The following is a 21,042-nucleotide window of genomic DNA, read 5'->3' as shown; positions in this document are numbered from 1 at the left end:
GTGCACAAACTGCGGCGCAACATGACGCAAAGGTCAACCGAAGCGATTGCCGAGTACGGTGAGCAATTCATATTGCGATAGAGTGGTTTGCCGCGCAGCATCGGGCAGATGGTAGGGCAGTTCGACCCAGTCGCCCTCGGCAAGTTCGGACGCCTCGGAAAGATCGAGGACGATCATGTCCATGGATACTTTTCCCAGAACCGGAAGACGCCTGTCTCCTTGCGTAAAATACGCCCCCGCCCAACTGCGTAAAATGCCATCGGCATAGCCGAGCGAGACGACCCCGATCTTCATCCTGCGCCGTGCGGTGAAGGTGGCGTTGTAGCCGACGGTCGACCCGGCATCGATTTCGCGGGTCTGGATCAGCGCGGCTTGCGGGCTGACCACCTGCCTTATGTCATCGGCAAGCTCGTCTCTAGGAACGCCGCCATAAAGCGAGAGCCCGGGCCGCGTCAGATCGAAGCCATACTCGGCGCCCAAGGCTATCCCCGCGCTGTTCGCGAGACTTGCCTCCTTGTGCGACACCTGCGGAAGACAAGCACGGAATGCTGCCAATTGGCGTGCATTCATGGCGCTATTTTCGTCGGCGCAGGCCAGGTGGCTCATCACCACCTCTACATTGAGCGCCTGAATGGCAGGGGCATCCGCTTCGCCGGGCGAAATGCCGAGGCGATTAATGCCCGTATCGATCATCAGGTGGCAGGGACCGCCCCCGCCCTCCGTCCAGAGCGTGGCCTGCCGCAGGCTGTCGATAACCGGACGGACGCCGGTAGCGCGGGCAAACTCCACATCGTCCGATGTCGACGGGCCGTGAAGCACCGCGACCCGATCGGCCGGAACATGCGCGAGGATAGCGGGCACCTCGCTCCAATGCGCGACGAAGAAATCGCGGCAGCCCGCATCGCGCAGGACCGGCACGCACCGATCCACGCCCAGGCCATAGCAATCGGCCTTCACCGCCGCCCCCGCGCGAGCCTTTCCGGAAAGCGTGTCGAGTGCGCGCCAGTTGCTCGCCAACGCGGCGTCATCGATATGCAGCCGCAAGGTCGGCGGCGGGAGTTCGGTCATGCGGGTCTCACGGAAGAACTGGGGATGCAGGCGGGTCCTGCCCGCTATCCTCGAAATCGCGCGGTGGCCCATCCGGCAGACCCCACCAAGCGACAATCAAGCCAAAGCCGACTACCGCTATCGTGTACCAAAGGCCTGCATAGGCGTTGCCGGTCATCGCCACGATATAGCCGGCGATCAGTGGCAGGAAACCGCCGAGATAGCCCGCACCGATATGGTATGGGATCGACATCGAGCTATACCGGATTTTCGCGGGAAACATCTCCGACAGCAAGGCCGCGACCGAGCCGTAGGTCAGCGCCGACAACACGCCCAGCAACAGCAACAGGGCGACGATCCCGACCAGGCTCGCGAGCGGTGGTGTCTGGCGGGTGAAATCATATCCATTGGTTTCGAGCCATGACTGAATGCTCGCCCGGCGTGTATCGTCGGGCAGGTCTTCGTAGCCATAGATCCTGCTTCCGATGGCAAGCTGGGCTGCCGCCGCGTCATCGATGGTATAGGGAATGCCGAGCGCGGTAAGGTCCTGAAGCGCGCGGCCGCACGGACTGGCCTGAACCTCGGCGAAAGGGTCGTATTCACATGCAGGCCCGCTGACCGTCACCGGGGCAGCGCGCGCGCTGCGCTCCAGCCCTGGATTTGCCAGCGAACCGATGGCCCAGAACACGGGAAACAGCAGAACCAGCGAAGCAATGGCGCCGATAATGATCGGTTTTTTGCGCCCCACCCTGTCGGACCACTTGCCGACCACGACGTAGAAGCTCATCGAAATCGTGCCCGCGATCAGCAGCATCCATTCCACCACGCTTTCGTCCACGCGCATCGGCCCGCGCAGGAACGAAAGGCCAGAGAAGAAGGCTGTGTACCAGATCGTCGTGAGAACGCCGGTAATGCCGAACAAGGCCACGAAAATCCGCTTCGGATTGCCGGGATAGGTCAGGCTTTCCTTGAACGGATTGGCGCTGGTTTCGCCAGCAGCCTTCATCGCCTGGAACACGGGGCTTTCCGACAGTTTCAGCCGCATCCAGAGCGAGATGAACAGCAGCACGATCGACAGCAGGAAGGGAATGCGCCAGCCCCAGGCCGCGAAATCGTCGGCCGGGATCAGGGCGCGGCAGGCAATCACCACCGCGATCGACAGCACGAAGCCGCCAACCACGCTCGCCTGGATAAAGCTGGTATAGAAACCGCGCTTTTCCGGCGGGGCATGTTCGGCTACATAGATTGCCGCGCCCCCATATTCGCCGCCCAGGGCCAGGCCCTGCAATATCCGCAAGCAGATCACGATAATCGGCGCTGCCAAGCCGATGCTGGCCGCGCTCGGAATCAGGCCGACGCCCGCCGTCGCAATGCCCATCAGCGTGACCGTGACGAGGAAGGTATATTTCCGGCCCAGTCGGTCGCCGAGAAAGCCGAAAAGGATTGCGCCAAGTGGACGAAATCCGAAACCGACCGCGAAGCCTGCCCAGACCAGCAAGATTTCGAGCGTCTCGTTATCGCTGGGAAAAAAGGCCGCGCCGATCAGTCCGGCGAGAGTCCCATAGATGAAAAAATCATACCATTCGAAGACCGTGCCGGCGCTGCTCGCGGCGATCACGAGACGGATCTCCTTTTCCGTCGGCTCCCTGTGCGGCGTGACGGCACCCTCGACCATTTCGCGCTCCCTCCTTCGCGATATTCATCTTCTCGACATGCCGGTCTAGCGAGCGTCAGAGGGCTTGGAAAGCGCGTCCAGCGCCGCTCTCCACGGCAGCAGGATCGCTTCGTGCCGGCCGTGATGTCGACGCGCGGGCTCGAGCAATTCGAGCCGCGGCAGGATCGAACTCGGAGCAGTGCCCGCCAGCCAGCTTTCCAAGGCGCGAAGCATATCGCCGACTTCTGCCCGGTCCATCCCTTGCGCCTCCCGGGCGAAGATAGCTGCCGAAGCCTGTCCGACCGCGCAGGCTGTGGCTTTCAATCCAATGTCCGCGAGCCGTTCGGACCCGGACGATGACAGCTCGATCACGCTGCCGCAACTACGCGATCGCGCGCGCCCGGTGGCCGCAGCGGCCCCGTCGAAGGGATAGTCCGCCAGTTCGATGGCCAGTGCCAAAAGCTGCGGCGAATAAAGCGCGGGTGCGCGCGGGGTGTCCATTATTGCCCGTCGGCAGACTGCTCGCGCAGGCGCGACCGACGTTCCGCGAGGGCTTCGACCAGCGCGCGCGAACTTGCATCGACGAGCTCATAACTCCGCGCGGTAGTGATCCAGCTCGGTCGCCCCTTATAGCCCCAAATCCCGTCATAACCCAGCACAAGCAGCGAGAAAGCGATGACCACGATTAACACCCCCTTCAAGGCTCCGAAGCCAAAACCCAATACGCGATCGATCGGCCCCATGATCGAACCGCGTGAAGCGGTTCCGACATTGCTGGCGATGACTTTCATCGCGGCATAGGGGATCAGAAGCAGCAGGGTGAAGGATAGCAGCGAAGTCGTGATTTCGGGGCCGATATACTCTTCCAGCGCCAGCGTCAGAGGCCTGTGCAGGAAACGGATCGCGAAAGCCGCCAGAATCCAGGCCGCCAGCGACAGGATTTCCTGCATGAAACCGCGCATGAATCCACCGGCCGCGGCAATGCCGACGATCAGCAGGACTAAGTAATCGAAACCCGTCATGACCCTTCCTTGAAATGGCGGATTTATGGGTTCCCGATTATCCGGTCAACGAGATTGGCCAATTGTCCCAAACCGTCATAGCGAAGCGCGGACGAGCTGCTCTTCACGTCGGACGGCCCGAAGCCGCAATCGAAGCCAAGCTTGGCCGCTTCGCGCAGCCGCAAACCGCCATGGGCCACAGGCCGGATCTCTCCGGCAAGCGACACTTCGCCGAGCCAGACGCTGCGCGGTGGAAGCGGCTTGTCGGCCATCGCGCTGACCAGCGCCGCGGCAACCGCCAGATCGGCGGCGGGATCGGAGAGACGATAACCGCCAGCGACATTGAGATAGACCTCGGCCGAAGAGAAGTTCAGCCCGCAGCGCGATTCCAGCACCGCCAGCAGCATCGCAAGGCGGCCATTGTCCCAGCCCACAACCGCCCGCCTCGGCGTCGCGCCCGATTGCAGCCGCACGATCAGCGCCTGGATTTCGACCAGCACCGGCCGCGTGCCTTCGATTGCCGGGAACACCGCGCTGCCCGCCATCGGCTCGTCGCGGCCGGACAGGAACAGCATCGAAGGATTGTCGACCTCTTCCAGCCCTTCCCCCGCCATGGCGAAGACGCCGATCTCGTCGACCGCGCCGAAGCGGTTCTTGAGCGCGCGCAGGATGCGGTACTGATGGCTGCGCTCGCCCTCGAAGCTCATCACCACATCGACCATATGTTCGAGCACGCGCGGGCCGGCGATGTTGCCGTCCTTGGTCACGTGGCCGACCAGAACCAGCGCAACGCCGTTTTCCTTGGCATAGCGGATCAGTTCGAAAGCGCAGCCGCGTACCTGGCTGACCGTTCCGGGTGCGCCTTCGATCGTGTCCGAATGCATGGTCTGGATCGAATCGATCACCATCAGCTTCGGCGTATCCATCGTGCCAAGTGTGGTGAGAATGTCGCGCACGCCCGTCGCGGCGGCGAGTTTGACGGGAGCGTCGGACAGACCGAGCCGTGCGGCGCGCATACGCACCTGACCCGATGCCTCCTCGCCGCTGACATAGACCACGCCATGCCCTTCGCGCGCGATCCGGGCCGCCGCCTGGAGCAGCAAGGTCGATTTTCCGATACCGGGATCGCCGCCCAGCAGAATGGCGGAGCCGGGGACCAGCCCCCCGCCCAGCGCCCGGTCGAATTCCGCCAGGCCGGTCGGCTGGCGTATTGGCAATTCGCCGGGCTTGTCGAGATCGACGAACTGCACCGCCCTGCCACCACTGGACAGATCGTGCTTCATCGAAAACACGGTGGCAGGAGCATCCTCCACCAGCGTATTCCACTCCGCGCAGTCGGCGCATTGCCCCTGCCAGCGGTGCGAGACACTGCCACAGGCCTGACAGACATAGCGTTTCTTCGGTTTCGCCATGGCGTATCGCTAAACGGAACATTTGCGGAACGCAATTGCCTTGCGCGTTTTATCCCGCCATGAAGCTGGGCGATGCGTCAAAAGGAATTGAGGATCGCACTGGTCTGCTATGGCGGCGTGAGCCTGGCGATCTATATGCACGGCGTAACGCGGGAATTGTGGCAGCTTGCCCGCGCCAGTCGCGATTTCCACACACGGGCTTCGCCACGCGGCGGGGTCGACGCGGTCTATCGCGCGTTGTTGGAGACGATCGAAGAGGAAAAAGGGCTCCGGCTTCGGGTCCTGCCCGACATCATGAGCGGAGCGAGCGCGGGCGGGATCAATACCGTCTTTCTGGCGCAGGCCATTCATTCGGGGCAGTCGCTCGAACCGCTCACCGACCTGTGGCTCGAAATCGCCGATGTGGACGAGCTGGTCGATCCGGCCGCCCGAATAAAATGGCGGTTCTCGAAGTTCTGGGCACAACCCCTCGCCACCTGGCTGCTGAGCCGACCCGGTAGCAACCTCGCGGGCGAAGTCGCCGCCGAAACGCAGGCCGAGGTGGAGCGCAAGGTCTCGCATCTCATTCGTGGACGTTGGTTCGAACCGCCCTTCTCCGGGCTGGGCTTCTCGCGGCTTCTGGAGCGGGCCTTCTCGGCGATGGCCGCCAACCCGATCGATGCGCCGCTGCTGCCGCCCGGTCACCCGCTGGATCTCTATGTCACGGCGACCGACTTTCACGGCCATCTCGAAATGTTGCGGCTACACAGCCCCTCTGTGGTCGAGGATACCGAACACCGGATGCCGATTACCTTTCGTGCACGCACGCCCGCGCGTGGCGGCCTGGACTTGGCGAACCCTCTCGAACTGGTCTTCGCCGCGCGCGCGACGGCGAGTTTCCCCGGAGCCTTCCCCCCCTTGCGGATCGAGGAGATCGACCGGCTATCCAACCTCACCGAACGCACCTGGCCCGAGCGGGAGAGCTTTCTGAACCGCATAATGCCGGTTCATGTTGCGCGGCAAACACTTGATAACGTATCGCTTATCGATGGTTCGGTATTGGTCAACAAACCGTTTGCCGGGGCCATTGCCGCGCTGCAGGGCAGGCCTGCCCAGCGCGAGGTCGACCGGCGGTTCGTCTATGTCGATCCGCGTCCCGAACGGATCGGTGATCGTACCGCCGAGAAAAGCGAGCCGGTCGGTTTCTTCTCGGCTATCTTCGGTTCGCTCTCGACCCTTCCGCGCGAACAGCCGATACGGGACAATCTGGAGCAACTCGAAGAGCAGAGCCAGGAGGCCGAACGGCTGAGCCGGATGGTGGCCGCCTTGCGCCCCGAAGTCGACGCGGCGGTGGAAAAGCTATTCGGCCGTACCTTGTTTCTCGACCGGCCGACGCCTGCACGGCTCAAGAACTGGCGCCAAAAGGCGCAGCAGGCCGCCGCGGAACGGGCGGGTTATGCCTTCCATGCCTATGCCCAAGCCAAGTTCACCGGCATCGTTGGTAGGCTGGCGCGGCTTACACTGCAATCGGCGCCCAAACTCGGCCTGGACGATCCCGCGCCCATCGAAAGCGTGCTGCGCCAGGAACTCATGCGCCGGGGTCTCGACACACTGTCGGCGCCTTCCGGTGGCGCATCGGCCGACGCGATCGCTTTCTTTCGCGAACACGATATCGGATTCCGTATCCGCCGCCTGCGCTTGCTTGCCCGCCGGCTTGCACGAGATTGGGAAGCGGATCCGGATATTCCCGACGATGCGCTCGAGACGGGACGTGATGCGGTTTATGAGATTCTTGCGCTCTATTTCGAAAAGGAAGGGTTGTCGGCTCTCGGCGATGCGTTCGAACCACTCGCCGAAGAAGTCATGCGCGATCCGGGAACGCTACTCGACCTGATCGAGGCACGGCGCCTGCTGCCCGCGCTGGACGAACGGGCCGAGGAAATGCTCGCTACCGCGCTCGAGAACATGCCCAAGAACCTGCGGCGGCGCATGCTGCTGACCTATCTCGGCTTTCCCTTCTATGATGTGGCCACGCTGCCTTTGCTGCGCAACGAGGGATTGACCGAATTCGATCCGGTCAAGGTCGATCGGATCAGTCCCGAAGATGCGCGAAGCATTCGCGAAGGCGGCACGCAAGCGACGCTGCGCGGTATCGAATTTTACAATTTCGGGGCGTTTTTCAGCCGGGCCTATCGTGAAAACGATTATCTCTGGGGCCGATTGCACGGCGCCGAGCGGATGATCGACCTCGTCTGCTCGACCCTTGGCACTCCCTTTGCGGTAGAGACTTGCCGGTCCTTCAAGCGCGAGGCCTTTCACGCCATTCTCGACGAGGAGCAAGAGGCGGGCCGCTGCGGCCAGCGGCTGCTCGACACGCTTCGCGCCGAAATCGTTGAGCGCCTGCCCTAACCCTTTGCCTTGGCGAAGAAGAGCAGCATCACCAGACGCCCGCTTTCCGGATCGGTGCCGAAACCCGGAGCCGAATTGTGGAATTGCCACGGTGAGAACAGCAGCAGCCGATTGAAGCGTATCGGCACGCGCATCACGCGCTCCCACTTGGCGGGGTGCATCGTATCCTTGTTTACAACGGTGCCGACGAGATCGTCGAGATTGTCATATCCGGTCGCGGCAAGCTCTGCGCCATTCGTGGGTACCCGTTCGAGACCGGTACGTTTGTGGCGGAAAAAATCGGTTCCACCGGCTCCAGGCTTCACGCAATCCTCGGGCCGCGAGAGATAGAGGATGCCGGAATAGAAGGCCGGGTCCACGTGTACGCCGCTCCGCCCCTTGTCCGATTTCAGCGTAAGCCGACAGTGTCCGTGTTCGGTGCCCTCCGCTCCCGCCAAGTCGATACCGATATGGCGCGAAACGGCGGCATTGATGCCATCCACCTCCAGAGCGGAAGTCGAATCCCGGCCCGGATAATTTCCGCCAGTGCCGGGGAGCGCATATCGCAGCGCCAGCGCCGCACGGCGCGCGGCCCAGGGATCGGACAGAAAATCGTCGATAATGGTCAGCGAAGGCAACATGGGGCGCGCTTATCGCGGCCCCTACGTCACTTGGCAATCACCCGCCAAAGGCATCCTTGAGCTTGTCGAAGAAGCCGCGGCTTTCGGGGCACTCCTCACCGGTTTCCAGTTCGCGGAACTGTTCGAGCAGCGCGCGCTGCTCCTTGCTTAGCCTGGTCGGCGTTTCGACCGCGATTTCCACCACGAGATCGCCGCGACCGCGGCCCTGCAGCACGGGCATGCCTGCCCCACGCTGCCGCAACTGCTTACCCGACTGAATGCCTGCGGGGATTTCGATCGTAACCTCTTCCCCATCGATATTGGGAATATCGATCGATCCGCCGAGTGCGGCTGCTGTGAAGCTGATCGGCACACGCGTAGCCAGCGTCGTGCCTTCGCGCTGGAAGATGTCGTGCGGTTTCACATGAATGAAGATGTAGAGATCGCCCGGCGGCGCACCGCGTGGCCCGGCCTCGCCCTTGCCCGACAGACGGATACGCGTGCCGGTATCGACACCGGGCGGGATGTCCACCTCGAGCGCCTGAACCTTGTCGATGCGCCCTTCGCCGCGGCAATCGCGACAGGGCGACGAAATGACTTCCCCGCTGCCATGGCAATTGGGGCAAGGCCGCTCGACGACGAAGAACCCCTGCTTGGCCCGGACACTGCCCTGGCCATGGCAAAGATTGCAGGTACGGGCGCGCGTGCCGGGCGTGGCGCCCGAACCGTGGCAGGTTTCGCAATTCTGCGAGACTTCGATTTCGATTTCGGTCGATTTTCCGTGAAAGGCCTCTTCGAGATCGATCTGCATGTCGTAGCGCAAATCCGCACCCCGGCGCGGACGCGCACGGCCTCCGCCACCGAAAGCGCTGCCGAAAATCGTCTCGAAAATATCGCCGAGATCCCCGAAATCTGCACCGCCCGGCCCACCACCCGGGCCGCCCTGTTGAAAGGCGGCATGTCCGTAGCGGTCATAGGCTGCCCGCTTTTGCGGGTCCTTGAGCACTTCGTAGGCGGCGCTGACCGCCTTGAATTTGCCTTCGCTTTCGGTGCAGCCCGGGTTGCGATCGGGGTGGTGCTTCATCGCCAGTTTGCGATAGGCGGACTTGATCGTCGCGCCATCGGCGTCGCGGCTTACCTCGAGCAGTTCGTAGAGATCGGTTTCAGTCGTCGACATGGCTTTCCAATGGCTAATCGCCACCGGTGCGGGAATGCACCGATGGCGATTGGCTTCTCATCAGGCAATCAGTTCTTCGAGTCTTCGTCGACTTCGGAGAATTCGGCGTCGACAACCTCTTCTTCCGCGCCACCGCCGGAGGATGCATCGCCTTCCGGGGCGTCAGGCGCGGCATTGGCCTGTTCCTGCTCGTAGATCGACTGACCCATTTTCATCGCCGACTGCGACAGATCCTGGGCCTTCGCATTGATGTCGGCCGCATCGTCACCTTCGAGCGCGGCCTTGAGCGCCGCGACCTTTTCTTCGACTTCGCTCTTCAGCGAAGCGTCGATCTTGTCGCCATGCTCTTCGAGCTGCTTTTCGGTGGCGTGGACGAGGCTGTCGGCCTGGTTGCGCGCTTCGGCGCTTTCCTTGCGCTTCTTGTCCTCGTCGGCGAACTTTTCGGCGTCCTGGACCATCTTCTCGATGTCGTCATCGGACAGACCGCCCGACGCCTGGATGCGGATCTGCTGCTCCTTGCCGGTGCCCTTGTCCTTGGCAGACACGTTCACGATGCCGTTGGCGTCGATGTCGAAGGTAACTTCGATCTGCGGGACGCCGCGAGGTGCTGCAGGGATGCCGACCAGATCGAACTGGCCCAGCATCTTGTTGTCCTGCGCCATCTCGCGTTCGCCCTGGAAAACGCGGATCGTCACCGCGTTCTGGTTGTCCTCGGCGGTGGAGTAGGTTTGCGTTTTCTTGGTCGGGATCGTCGTGTTGCGATCGATCATCTTGGTCATGATGCCGCCCAGCGTTTCGATGCCCAGCGAAAGCGGGGTCACGTCGAGCAGCAACACATCCTTGACGTCGCCCTGGAGGACGCCAGCCTGGATGGCAGCACCCATGGCCACGACTTCATCGGGGTTCACGCCGGTATGCGGCTTCGAACCGAAGAATTCCTCCACCACTTCGCGGACCTTGGGCATGCGGGTCATGCCGCCGACCAGGATAACCTCGTCGATCTCGTCTTTGGAAACGCCCGCATCGGCGAGTGCCTTCTTACAGGGCTCGAGTGTGCGCTTGATCAGATCGCCGACGAGCTGCTCGAGCTTCGAGCGGCTGATCGTTTCGACGAGGTGCAGCGGGGTCGAGCTGCCGCCTTCCATGCGTGCGGTGATGAAGGGCAGGTTGACTTCGGTCTGGGCCGAGCTCGACAGTTCGATCTTGGCCTTTTCGGCTGCTTCCTTGAGGCGCTGCAGGGCGAGCTTGTCGGTCCGGAGATCCATGTTCTCCTTCTTCCTGAACTCGTCCGCGAGATATTCGACGATCGCGCTGTCGAAGTCTTCACCGCCCAGGAAGGTGTCGCCATTGGTCGACTTAACTTCGAAGACGCCGTCGCCGATTTCGAGAACCGAGACGTCGAAGGTACCGCCGCCAAGGTCGTAAACGGCGATGGTCTTGCCGTCTTCCTTGTCCATGCCATAGGCAAGCGCGGCCGCAGTCGGCTCGTTGATGATGCGCAGCACTTCGAGACCGGCGATCTGGCCGGCGTCCTTGGTCGCCTGGCGCTGCGCGTCGTTGAAGTATGCGGGAACGGTGATCACGGCCTGCGTGACGGTTTCGCCGAGATAGCTCTCGGCGGTTTCCTTCATCTTCTGAAGAATGAAGGCGGAAACCTGACTGGGCGAATATTCCTCGCCGCCAGCTTCGACCCATGCGTCGCCATTCTTGCCCTTGACGATGTCATAGGGGACCAGCTCCATGTCCTTCTTGGTCAGCGGATCGTCGAAACGGCGACCGATCAGGCGCTTGATCGCGAAAAGGGTGTTGTCCGGGTTGGTCACGGCCTGGCGCTTGGCCGGCTGTCCGATCAGGCGTTCGCCATCCTTGGTGAAGGCGACGATCGAAGGCGTGGTGCGCGCGCCTTCCGAATTCTCGATGACTTTGGGCTTGCCCCCGTCCATCACGGCAACGCAGCTGTTGGTGGTGCCGAGGTCGATACCGATAACTTTGCTCATGGTTTCCCCATCTGTTTCAAGTCGTTGGACACCGCTTCGTTGGCTCCCCATATCCTGGCGGAACCGGTCGGCGGCTCTATCCGGTGGTGTGTTACCCGGGCGATATAGGTGCGGTTTTTCTTGGCACAAGGGAGAGGCGCCGCTAGTTTTTCGACATTACCAAGAGGGGATCAAATCCATGAAAATGACGCATTTCGCGCCCTTTGCGCTTGCTTGTACCGCAATTGGACTGGCCGGTTGCGCCAGTGAAACGGAAGAATCCACCACTCCCGCATCCGATGGAGTTTCCCTGGAGGTCAGCAATGCGCGGCTGATGCTTCCGGCGGTTTCGGACAGACCCGGGGCGATATATTTCGATGTCGAGAACACTGGCGACAGAAACTACGCGATCCGCCGTGCCGATGTCGAAGGCGCAGGGAATGCGGAGCTGCACGGCTCGATGGAAATGGACGGTCAGATGATGATGGACAGCGTCGGCCAGGTCCTTGTGAATGCCGGCGGCACCGAAAGCTTCGAGCCGGGCGGATTTCACGTGATGGTCTTCGATCTCGATCCGTCGCTGGAAGCAGGAGGAACGACCGAAATGACACTCACAGTCGTCGGCGGGAAGAAAAAATCCTTTCCGGTGGAAATTCGCGCGGCGGGTGACGAACGCTGAACGATGCGCGCGACAGCCTCGGGCTTGAGACCCACGACGAAGCTGTCGCGCCTTCTTGTCCGGCGGGCGGCGAACGTGCGCTCACGCCAGGCGAAATTGCACTTGCACGGTCGGTGTTCGGCGATGTGATCGATTATGAAAAAGTCACGATCCGCCGCCGTAAATGGTTTCCGTTTCAGCCCCGCACGATCACCATGGCCCCCCGCGGCCACGTGCATTTCCACCCGCGCGCGGAAGCCTATTGCGATGATTTCTCCAAGGCCGACATCCTGCGTCAGGGACTGCTGATTCACGAATTGGTGCATGTCTGGCAGGTCCAGACGCGCGGCAAGTGGTTCCTCGTTACCCGGCGCATGCCCTGGGCGCGCTACGACTATGCGCTCAGGCCGGGATGGCCGCTCGAACGCTACGGCATCGAACAGCAGGCCGAAATCGTGAAGCATGCTTTCTGGCTGCGCAACGGTATCAAAGTCGCGGGGGTCGCCGATCCCGCAGCCTATGATCTGCTGGTGCGCTTTCGCGGCGCCGGGGGTAGGTCCGTAAGCGGCTAGCAAAGAAAAGCCGCCCCTTGCGGGACGGCTCATCATTCAGCGGGATCGATTCGATGCCCTAGCGCCAGTAGCGCGCATAACGGTCATCATAGCGGCAATCGTCGTCGACATAGCGCCCGTCGCCGTAATAGCCGTCGCAATCGTCGTTCTTGTCGTTGACGTAGCCGACGACCCCGCCGATCGCAGCGCCAGCGAGCGCGTAGGTTTCGAGATCTTCGCCCAGAAGAGCGCTCAGCCCGGCGCCCGCAGCGGCACCGGCAACCGCGCCTTCGACCGCGTAGTTTTGCGCGCAGGCGCCGAGACTCAAACTTGAAGCCAAAAGTGCGGGCGCGAGTAACAATTTGGTATTCATCGGTTCTCTCCGTCGGCTTCCCTGTCGGTAGTTTTACGGACGAGAAGCGCGCCTGTTCCTCAGTCGTATGTCACACCGGAAAGACCCTGCCCGCCATCGGCAATGAAGGCATCGATCCGGGCTTCGAGCGCGGGCAGCGGCACCGAACCAAGCGAGAGCACAACATCGTGGAATTTGCGGATGTCGAAATCCTTGCCCAGCGCCTTTTCCGCTTTCGCACGCACGCGGCGCATGGTCATTTCGCCCAGCTTGTAAGCCAGGGCCTGGCCCGGCCAACTGATATAACGGTCGATTTCGGTCCCCACTTCCCGGTCCGACAGGGCGGTGTGGCTGGAGAGGTACTCGATCGCCTGCTCGCGGGTCCAGCCATAATGGTGAATGCCGGTGTCGATCACCAGCCGCGCGGCACGCCACATCTCGTACGATAGTTGGCCGAAACGCTCATACGGATTGCGGTAAATGCCCATCTCATTGCCGAGATACTCGACATAAAGCCCCCAGCCCTCGCCGAAGCCGGAGAAATAGGTTTGGCGGCGGAAGCGCGGTGCATCGTCGCGCTCGAGCGCGATGGCCGCCTGAAAGGAATGACCCGGCGCGCATTCGTGCATTGTCAGCGCGGGAATGTTGTAGACCGGACGCGAGGGTAGATCGTGGGTGTTGATCTGGCAGAACTCCAGCCCACCCCTGCCCGCCGTATAGTAAGGCGCGATGGCCGGATCGACCGGTCGCAGGCCATGGCGATAGCGCGGCAGGAAGCCGAAATATTCGTCCAACTTGTCGTCGACTCGCTTGGCCGTATAGGCCGCGACTCCCATCAGTTCGTCCGGCGTATCTGCCACAAATTGCGGATCGCTGCGCAGGAAGGCGATGAATTCGTCCAGCGTCCCGTCAAATCCGGCCTCTTCCTTCGCCGTTTCCATTTCGGCGGTGATTCGCGCCACTTCGTCGAGACCGATCTGGTGGATCTCCTCAGCGGTCAGATCCAGTGTCGTATATTGCCGGATCTGCTGGGCGTAATAGGCCGGGCCATCGGGAAACTCGCTCGCCCCCAATGTGGTGCGGGTGTTGGGCAGATATTCTTCGCGGAAAAAGGCAAGCCACGCGGCATAGGCAGGGGTGACGCTTTCACGAATCGCTGCGCGTCCGGCTGCGCGCAAACGCTCCTGTTCCGCCTGGGGAATGCTGCGCGGCATATCGGCGAAGGGTGTCCAGAAGGGGCTCTGTTCGGGGTCGTCGACGACATAGGAACTGATCGAGACATCGCGCCCCTCCAGCGTGATCCGGGGAACGGAAAATCCGCGTTCCAGCCCTGCTTTCGCATTGGCTGTATGTTCGGCGAAATAGCGCGGAATATCGCGCATCCGGCCGATATAGTTCTCGTATTCCTCAGCCGTGGGAAAGCTGCTGCGCGCGGCAAGGTAAGACCAGAAATTGCTATCGCTGTCGAAGGGCATTTCCCATTCGCTAAAGCGCGCATCGCCAATTTCAGCTTCGAGCAGAGTGCGCAAAACCAGCGCATTGGTCTGCGCCGTCTCGCTCAACTTCGAGATATCGATCTTGTCGAGCTGGGCCAGATATTCGGCATGTTGCGCAGCGCGCGCCCGCTGCGCTTCCGGGGCAACCGACCACAGCCGATCGCCCTGTTCGGTGCTGCCATTGGCATTTTCGGTAAGCCCGAATTGTTCGAGCTGATAATCGTAATAGGCATCCGCCAGCGCCTCGAGCCGCTCATCGGCGCTCTCTTGCGCGGCAAGCGGCGTGGTACAGGTGGCAGCGACGAGGACCGCCGCTCCGAAAATAGCAGTCCTCATCGTCTTTCCCCTATCCTATCGGATCAGTCGGGCTTCTTCGCCACGCCGACCATGGCCGGGCGCAGCAGCCGGTCCTTGATCATGTAGCCGGCCTGCATTTCCTGCACGATCGTGCCGGGCTCTGCCTCGTCGGTCGGCACTTCCATCATCGCCTGGTGCTGGTTCGGATCGAGCGGTATGCCCTTGGCGGCGATACGGGTGATACCGTTCTGACCGAACACCTTCTCCAGCTCGCGCTGTGTGGCCTCGATCCCGGCGATGAAATTCTTCGCTTTCTCATGCTCACGCAGCTCTTCGGGCACGTGGTCGAGCGCACGGGCGAGGTTATCGGCCACGCTCAGGATATCGCGGGCGAAACTGGTTGCGCCGTAATTGCGGGCATCCTGGACGTCTTTTTCGAGGCGGCGGCGTACATTCTGCGTTTCCGCACGGGCATAAAGCACGTCCTGCATTGCGCTATCGAGATCGCCCTTCAGCTTGGCGAGCGCTTCTTCGAGGCCCTTATCTTCATCGGCAGCTTCACCATCGTCACGCAGATGTTCCGGGACGCCTTCCATTTCGCGTGCCACTTCTTCGTCGACCGCCTTGTCTTGCGGTTCTTTGTTGTTTTCGTCGTTCACTGGAAAAACCCTGTTAGCCTATTCGTTTGCCCAAGGATCGGGCCGTGAAATCCACCATGGGGACGACCCGCGCGTAATTCAACCGCGTCGGACCGATCACACCCAGCACGCCGACCACTCTGCCCTCGCGATCGCGATAGGGCGAAGCGATCACCGATGACCCGGAAAGCGAGAACAGCCGGTTCTCGCTGCCGATGAATATCCGCATCGCCTCCGCACGCCGCGCGCGATCAAGCAGGCTGGCGACCGATTGCTTGCTTTCCAGATCGTCGAGCAGCGAACGCACACGTTCGATATCCCCCAGCGCCACATCGTCGAGCAGATTTGCCTGGCCGCGTACGATCAACACCGGGCGGTTGGTTGCATCCTCGCTCCAGGTAGCAAGTCCGCGCTGCACGAGATCGCGGCTTGCCTCGTCGAGAGCGGACCTGCCGCTGGCGATTTCCTCCTTAACCGTGCTGGCGGCCTCGGCCAGCGTCCGACCCGAGGTATGCGCGGTGAGATAATTACTGGCCTGCTCAAGCGAGGTGCCGAGCGCTTCTACCGGCAGCGACAGAATGCGGTTCTCGATATGCCCATCTTCGCCGACGAGCACGGCTAGCACCCGGTTGGCATCGAGCGCTGTCAGCGAAACCTGAGACAACCGAGGTTCGCGCGTGGGCACCATGACCATCCCCGCAGCGCCCGAAAGATCGGAAAGAAGTGCGCTGGTTTTCTCGAGTGCACGCTCGATCGGCCCCGGTTCGGCCAGCCGCTGTTCGATGGCGGCACGCTCCTCTTGAGACGGTTCGGCAACCTGCATCATCGCATCGACGAAAAGGCGCAGGCCGCTTTCCGTCGGCATCCGTCCGGCACTGGTATGGGGTGCCGCCAGCAGGCCGCGTTGTTCGAGCTCGGCCAGAACCGAACGGATCGAGGCCGGTGAGAGGTTTACTCCGCTCTCGCTCGCGAGAGCTTTCGATCCCACCGGCGCGCCGCTGTCGAGATAGCCTTCCACCACGAGACGGAAGATATCCCGCGCGCGATCCGACAAATCAGTGAGCGGTGGAGAATTCATAGTGCCTATCTAACCACTCCCCTTGCGGCCTCAAGACCCATGCGCCACACGCGTCCCCGAGATTCGACTGCAATGGAGACCCCTATGCGACCTTCCGGCCGTGCGCCCGACGAAATGCGTGCCATCACCATCGAAACCGGTTACACCAAGCATGCCGAAGGTAGCTGCCTTATCAGCTTCGGCGAAACGCGCGTGCTGTGCACCGCCAGTGTCGAAGAACGCATTCCGCCATGGCTGCGCGGCAAGGGCGAAGGCTGGGTGACCGGCGAATATTCGATGCTCCCCCGCGCTACGCATACGCGCGGCCAGCGCGAGGCGGCCAAGGGAAAACAAAGCGGACGAACGCAGGAAATCCAGCGCCTAATCGGGCGGAGCTTGCGCGCCGTGGTCGATCATAAGAAGCTCGGCGAGCGCCAGATCACGCTCGATTGCGACGTGCTGCAAGCCGATGGCGGCACGCGCACAGCCTCGATCTCCGGTGCTTGGGTTGCCCTGCGTCTCGCGGTCGACGGGCTGATGAAATCCGGCGCAATCACCCAGGATCCGATTACGGCCAAGGTCGCTGCGATTTCCTGCGGCATCTATGACGGTACGCCGGTGCTCGATCTCGACTATCCCGAAGACAGCAATGCCGATGCGGACGCCAATTTCGTACTCATCGAAGGCGGCAAGATCGCGGAGGCACAGGCCACGGCCGAGGGCGCACCCTATGACGAGGAAGCTTTCCTGCGCCTGCTCCGCCTCGCTCAGATGGGCTGCGCGGACATCTTCAAGGCCCAAGACGAGGCAACGCGGAAATGACACGCCGCATCGGTTCGGGCGCGCTGGTAATCGCCACGCATAACGAAGGCAAGCTGAAGGAAATTTCCGCTCTGCTCGAACCGCATGGCGTCAAATGTATCTCGGCCGGATCGCTGGGCCTGCCCGAACCTGCCGAGACGGGTACGACCTTCGTTCAGAACGCGCTGATCAAGGCGCGTGCTGCGGCGGAGGCATCGGGCCTCGTCGCCCTGGCGGATGATAGCGGTTTGTCCGTCGATGCACTCGACGGACGGCCCGGCGTTTACACCGCCGACTGGGCCGAACGACAGTGGTTCGAAGGCGATCCGGGGCGCGACTGGTATATGGCGATGGGCAAGGTCGAAGGCATGCTGCAGGAGAAAGGCGCCGAGGTCGATCGGTCCTGCGCTTTTCATTGCGTCCTCGCGGTCGCCTGGCCCGATGGCGAGCAAGCGGTCTATGAAGGCACCGCCCCCGGCACGTTAACCTGGCCGCCGCGCGGCACCATGGGGTTCGGATACGATCCCGTCTTCGTGCCCAGGGGGCGCGAGCAAACGTTCGCGCAGCTCGATCCGGCAGAGAAACACGCCATCAGCCACCGCGCCGATGCTTTTGCCAAGCTCGTCGCCGACCAGTTTGGCTGACGGTTAGAAAGCCTTCTGTCCCCACACGTTTCCGGCCGGCCAGTAACGGCAGACAAGCACGTCGTTGCCGCGCGCGCTCACCACTGCACAACCGACTTCCTTGGTTTCACGCCAGACCACCTGTGTATAGTGCCCGACATCGGCCCAGTTCCCGGTTTTGGAGATGTCGGGAAAATGAGCGTGGCGATAGTGTTGCTTTTCCTCGATGAACATGCCGACCATGGTTTCAACGGGCCAATGTCCGGCTGTGCCCATCCAGAGGTTTTCACCTGTCCGGTTCCGTGTTTTCCCGTCGGCATGCTGAAGCTTGCCCTTGCGGGAGAGATGATGCGCCCATTCCCGCGCCTCGCGTTCGAGGTGGACATTCCATTTCAGCGGGCGCAGGCTCAGCCGGTCCCGCTCCCGATTATGGGCGTCCAGAATGCGGGCCGCCATGCGCAGGTCGGATATGCCTTGGCGATCAATCGAGCGCGGTGCCGGGTCGGCGCGGCGCAAATCGAGCGGTTTCGACGCCCCGCTTGCGGCTGCAGCAGTGACCGTGGCACATAGCACGGCAATGGCGCCGCCCAGCGACGCGATCCATTTTTTCGACCCATCCATGACAGGTGGAATTCCGTTCCGATGATTAAGATTAGCTGAAGAGATCCTTGGCCCGCGCTCTCTACATTCACTGGCCCTTCTGTATCGCGAAATGTCCTTATTGCGATTTCAACAGCCATGTCCGGAAAACTGCGGATATCGCGCAATGGAAAGCTGCGCTGGTGGCGGACATGCAGCATGAGCATGATGAGACACAGTCGCAAGAACCCCTCGCAAGTATCTTTTTTGGCGGAGGAACTCCGTCTCTCATGCCTCCCACCCTCGTTGCCGCCCTGCTGGAGAAAGTAGAGCGCTTGTGGGGCTTCGATCCGACGATCGAGATTACGCTCGAAGCCAATCCCAGCAGTGTCGAAGCGGGCAATTTCGCCGAACTCGCGGCAGCGGGGATCAATCGCGTTTCGCTGGGCGTGCAGAGTCTGAGCGACGAGGTGTTGCGTTTTCTCGGCAGGCTGCATGGCGTCGACGAAGCGCTGAAGGCGGTGACGGTGGCGCAGCGGCATTTCGCTCGCGTTTCGATCGACCTGATTTATGCCCGGCCCGACCAGACGGAGGCGGACTGGGAAGTAGAACTGGGCGAGGCACTGGCGCTCGGTACCGATCACATGTCGCTCTATCAGCTTACGATAGAGCCCGCGACGCGCTTCGCGACCGATGTGCGGCGCGGCGTGTTCGAACCCCTCGGCGATGATTATGCGGCCGATCTGTTTGCTCTGACTCGCGAGATGACCGAAGCTGCCGGCCTCCCGGCCTATGAGGTCAGCAACCACGCGCGGCCGGGTCAGGAGAGCCGCCACAATCTGACATACTGGCGCTATCAGGATTATGTCGGCATCGGCCCCGGTGCGCATGGACGGCGGTGCGGCATCGCGACGATACGCCACCGCAAGCCCGAGAACTACCTCTCCGCAGTGGCGATGCAGGGGCACGGGATCGCCGAAGCGCGTCCGCTAGCTCACGGAGAACAGGCTAGCGAAGCGTTGCTGATGGGACTGCGGCTGGCCGAAGGGGTCGATCTCGCGGCACTGGCCCGCCGGTTCGACGCAGCGCCCGCTGCGTTGGTCGACGAGGCCAAACTGGCACTGTATCGCGATCTCGGCCTTGTCTGGATGGAGCAAGAACGGATCGGCGTCACGCCGCAGGGCATGCCGCTGCTCGATGCCTTGCTTGGCGAAGTGGTCTGCACAGACCTCGTGACGTCATGAGCAGGGCCGATCTGCTCGCGGCTTGGCACGATCACCTGGCACTTGGATTGCGCCGTTCCCATCACACAGTGCGCGCTTATGACAAGGCGGCGGAGCGTCTTCTTACGCGAATGGGCCTTTCGTCCTGGGACGCCGTCGCCGAAATCACGGCAACACGTCTGCGCACGCATCTCGCATCGCGCCGTGCAGAGGGACTTTCCAATGCCTCCGCCGCGCGTGAACTTTCGGCGCTGAAGGGCTTCATCGCCTTCGCTCGGACACAGGCGGGACATGCCGTGTCCGACCCGCCGCGCCTGCGGGGGCCGAGGATAAAGAAAGGCCTGCCTCGCCCGGTCACGCCCGACGATGCAATCGGGCTCGCCGATGCGGTCGAGGCGCTGGCCGCTGAAGACTGGATCGGCGCACGCGATCGCGCAGTTCTGCTATTGCTTTACGGCGCGGGGATGCGGATCGCAGAGGCGCTGTCGTTGACCGGCAGCGCGCTGCCGCTGGGCGAGAGGCTGACCGTTAGCGGCAAGGGCGGCAAACAGCGTGTCGTGCCGCTGCTCCCCATCGTGTGCGAAGCTGTCGCGGACTATGCCGCGCGCTGTCCCTACCCCATGGCGAAGGACGATGCGCTGTTTCGCGGCGCAAAGGGCGGGCCGCTGTCGCAAGGTATGGTTCAGAAGGCGACGGCACGAGCGCGCAAAGTACTGGGCTTGCCCGACAGCGCCACGCCCCACGCGCTAAGGCACAGCTTTGCCACTCACCTGCTTGGCGCAGGCGCGGATTTGCGGAGCCTGCAGGAGCTGCTCGGCCATGCCAGTCTGGGCTCGACGCAAATCTACACCAAGGTCGACGCGGCTCGGCTGCTCGATACCTATCGCAGCGCCCACCCACGCGAAAAGGACTAATCGCGTTTCCGCGGTTTCCAGGTCAGTACCCGCCACACATAACTACCGAATGCGGCCACGAAGATCGCCAGAACGAGCCAACCCAGCAATTCCTGCGAACGGGCCAGCCTGCGGCCCAGCTCAACCATGGCCAAGTTCCAAACCAAAGCGCCCGCGAAGGTATAGACCAGGAACCGGACAGCCCCCATGTGCGATAATCCCGCGGGGATCGAGATGAGTGTGCGCAGGACCGGCGTGAATCGCATGGCGAAGACCACCCACGAGCCATGCCTGCGAAAGAACGCCTGCGCGCGTTCGACATCGTGCCACTCCATCGTCAGCCAGCGACCGTGTCGCGTGACGAAGGGTTCGAGCCGCGTCCGCCCCCAGCGATCGCAAATCCAGTACCACCAGTAATTGCCCAGCGTCGTTCCCGCGCTGCCCACCAGGAGAAGCGGCCAATACTCCATCGCGCCGCGCGCCACCGCGACCCCGCCCAGCCCCATGATGATTTCGGAAGGGAGCGGCGGGAAGATGTTTTCCAACGCCATCAGCACGAAGATACCCAGCAGACCGCCGAGCTCGATCGTGCGGATGATGAATTCGGTCATCGCGCGCTA

21 protein-coding genes are annotated in these 21,042 nt (G+C 62.3%); 7 read left to right on the top strand and 14 right to left on the bottom strand.

Features of this window, described 5'->3' with window-relative positions; all coding sequences use genetic code 11:
- Nucleotides 1-33: 33 nt before the first annotated feature.
- The 5 genes from alr to radA are packed head-to-tail and all read right to left on the bottom strand — an operon-like array spanning nucleotide 34 to nucleotide 5,114.
- Entirely contained in the window at nucleotides 34-1,068 is a 1,035-nt protein-coding gene (alr, locus tag DVR09_RS09810; protein ID WP_115416766.1) for an alanine racemase, read from the bottom strand.
- 7 nt (nucleotides 1,069-1,075) lie between these two features.
- Complete coding sequence (locus DVR09_RS09805; protein ID WP_115416765.1) at nucleotides 1,076-2,722, bottom strand: MFS transporter; 1,647 nt, start codon at nucleotides 2,720-2,722, stop codon at nucleotides 1,076-1,078.
- A gap of 45 nt (nucleotides 2,723-2,767) precedes the next feature.
- Nucleotides 2,768-3,202, bottom strand: a complete 435-nt coding sequence (locus tag DVR09_RS09800) for an iron-sulfur cluster assembly scaffold protein (protein ID WP_115416764.1) — start codon at nucleotides 3,200-3,202, stop codon at nucleotides 2,768-2,770.
- Nucleotides 3,202-3,723 (bottom strand): CvpA family protein, encoded by a 522-nt coding sequence (locus DVR09_RS09795; RefSeq protein ID WP_115416763.1) that lies wholly within the window; start codon nucleotides 3,721-3,723, stop codon nucleotides 3,202-3,204. Before DVR09_RS09795 ends, DVR09_RS09800 begins: the two co-directional genes overlap by 1 nt.
- 23 nt (nucleotides 3,724-3,746) lie before the next feature.
- Entirely contained in the window at nucleotides 3,747-5,114 is a 1,368-nt protein-coding gene (radA, locus tag DVR09_RS09790; protein ID WP_115416762.1) for a DNA repair protein RadA, read from the bottom strand.
- A gap of 72 nt (nucleotides 5,115-5,186) precedes the next feature.
- On the opposite strand from radA, the gene DVR09_RS09785 reads away from it, so the two are divergent.
- Nucleotides 5,187-7,502: a patatin-like protein gene (locus DVR09_RS09785; RefSeq protein ID WP_115416761.1), complete on the top strand. Its 2,316-nt coding sequence runs from the start codon at nucleotides 5,187-5,189 to the stop codon at nucleotides 7,500-7,502.
- Here the strand turns inward: DVR09_RS09785 and DVR09_RS09780 are convergent.
- The 3 genes from DVR09_RS09780 to dnaK all read right to left on the bottom strand — a co-directional run bounded on the left by DVR09_RS09780 (nucleotide 7,499) and on the right by dnaK (nucleotide 11,275).
- Nucleotides 7,499-8,122, bottom strand: a complete 624-nt coding sequence (locus DVR09_RS09780; RefSeq protein ID WP_115416760.1) for a DUF6445 family protein — start codon at nucleotides 8,120-8,122, stop codon at nucleotides 7,499-7,501. The genes DVR09_RS09785 and DVR09_RS09780 overlap by 4 nt on opposite strands.
- Before the next feature lie 37 nt (nucleotides 8,123-8,159).
- Nucleotides 8,160-9,278, bottom strand: coding sequence for a molecular chaperone DnaJ (gene dnaJ / locus DVR09_RS09775; protein WP_115416759.1), 1,119 nt, complete (start codon nucleotides 9,276-9,278; stop codon nucleotides 8,160-8,162).
- 68 nt (nucleotides 9,279-9,346) lie between these two features.
- The gene (dnaK, locus tag DVR09_RS09770; RefSeq protein WP_115416758.1) at nucleotides 9,347-11,275 is read right to left on the bottom strand and encodes a molecular chaperone DnaK; all 1,929 of its coding nucleotides are present in this window, start codon (nucleotides 11,273-11,275) and stop codon (nucleotides 9,347-9,349) included.
- 178 nt (nucleotides 11,276-11,453) lie between these two features.
- Here dnaK and DVR09_RS09765 point away from each other — a divergent pair, with 178 nt between their 5' ends.
- Together DVR09_RS09765 and DVR09_RS09760 are read left to right on the top strand one after the other, a co-directional pair.
- Nucleotides 11,454-11,933 (top strand): copper chaperone PCu(A)C, encoded by a 480-nt coding sequence (locus DVR09_RS09765; protein WP_115416757.1) that lies wholly within the window; start codon nucleotides 11,454-11,456, stop codon nucleotides 11,931-11,933.
- Nucleotides 11,934-12,028: 95 nt separating this feature from the next.
- Nucleotides 12,029-12,484 carry a vgr related protein gene (locus DVR09_RS09760; RefSeq protein ID WP_115416756.1) on the top strand — a complete coding sequence of 152 codons (456 nt, stop codon included), beginning with the start codon at nucleotides 12,029-12,031 and terminating at the stop codon, nucleotides 12,482-12,484.
- Between the two features lie 58 nt (nucleotides 12,485-12,542).
- Here DVR09_RS09760 and DVR09_RS09755 read toward each other — a convergent pair whose 3' ends face one another.
- The 4 genes from DVR09_RS09755 to hrcA are packed head-to-tail and all read right to left on the bottom strand — an operon-like array spanning nucleotide 12,543 to nucleotide 16,324.
- Complete coding sequence (locus DVR09_RS09755) at nucleotides 12,543-12,836, bottom strand: YMGG-like glycine zipper-containing protein (RefSeq protein WP_115416755.1); 294 nt, start codon at nucleotides 12,834-12,836, stop codon at nucleotides 12,543-12,545.
- Between the two features lie 59 nt (nucleotides 12,837-12,895).
- Nucleotides 12,896-14,647, bottom strand: a complete 1,752-nt coding sequence (locus DVR09_RS09750; protein WP_115416754.1) for a DUF885 domain-containing protein — start codon at nucleotides 14,645-14,647, stop codon at nucleotides 12,896-12,898.
- A 23-nt stretch (nucleotides 14,648-14,670) separates the two neighbouring features.
- Entirely contained in the window at nucleotides 14,671-15,267 is a 597-nt protein-coding gene (gene grpE, locus DVR09_RS09745; protein ID WP_115416753.1) for a nucleotide exchange factor GrpE, read from the bottom strand.
- 13 nt (nucleotides 15,268-15,280) lie between these two features.
- Entirely contained in the window at nucleotides 15,281-16,324 is a 1,044-nt protein-coding gene (hrcA, locus tag DVR09_RS09740; RefSeq protein WP_115416752.1) for a heat-inducible transcriptional repressor HrcA, read from the bottom strand.
- 84 nt (nucleotides 16,325-16,408) lie between these two features.
- On the opposite strand from hrcA, the gene rph reads away from it, so the two are divergent.
- Complete coding sequence (gene rph / locus DVR09_RS09735) at nucleotides 16,409-17,125, top strand: ribonuclease PH (protein WP_115416751.1); 717 nt, start codon at nucleotides 16,409-16,411, stop codon at nucleotides 17,123-17,125.
- Nucleotides 17,122-17,748, top strand: coding sequence for an RdgB/HAM1 family non-canonical purine NTP pyrophosphatase (gene rdgB, locus DVR09_RS09730; protein WP_115416750.1), 627 nt, complete (start codon nucleotides 17,122-17,124; stop codon nucleotides 17,746-17,748). Before rph ends, rdgB begins: the two co-directional genes overlap by 4 nt.
- A 3-nt stretch (nucleotides 17,749-17,751) precedes the next feature.
- Here rdgB and DVR09_RS09725 read toward each other — a convergent pair whose 3' ends face one another.
- Nucleotides 17,752-18,348, bottom strand: a complete 597-nt coding sequence (locus DVR09_RS09725) for a CAP domain-containing protein (protein WP_115416749.1) — start codon at nucleotides 18,346-18,348, stop codon at nucleotides 17,752-17,754.
- Nucleotides 18,349-18,395: 47 nt separating this feature from the next.
- Here DVR09_RS09725 and hemW point away from each other — a divergent pair, with 47 nt between their 5' ends.
- Both hemW and DVR09_RS09715 read left to right on the top strand, forming a co-directional pair.
- A complete protein-coding gene (hemW, locus tag DVR09_RS09720) occupies nucleotides 18,396-19,550 on the top strand; it encodes a radical SAM family heme chaperone HemW (RefSeq protein WP_115416748.1) in 1,155 nt (384 codons plus the stop codon).
- Nucleotides 19,547-20,443: a tyrosine recombinase XerC gene (locus tag DVR09_RS09715; RefSeq protein WP_115416747.1), complete on the top strand. Its 897-nt coding sequence runs from the start codon at nucleotides 19,547-19,549 to the stop codon at nucleotides 20,441-20,443. The genes hemW and DVR09_RS09715 overlap by 4 nt, the downstream gene beginning before the upstream one ends.
- Here the strand turns inward: DVR09_RS09715 and DVR09_RS09710 are convergent.
- Nucleotides 20,440-21,033, bottom strand: coding sequence for a DedA family protein (locus DVR09_RS09710; RefSeq protein ID WP_115416746.1), 594 nt, complete (start codon nucleotides 21,031-21,033; stop codon nucleotides 20,440-20,442). The two genes, DVR09_RS09715 and DVR09_RS09710, sit on opposite strands and share 4 nt — an antisense overlap.
- Nucleotides 21,034-21,042: the final 9 nt, after the last annotated feature.

Source organism: Erythrobacter aureus (assembly GCF_003355455.1).
Classification (GTDB): domain Bacteria; phylum Pseudomonadota; class Alphaproteobacteria; order Sphingomonadales; family Sphingomonadaceae; genus Qipengyuania; species Qipengyuania aurea.
The sequence above is the reverse complement of the archived record's forward strand: the minus strand, read 5'-3'. Positions and strand labels throughout refer to the sequence as shown.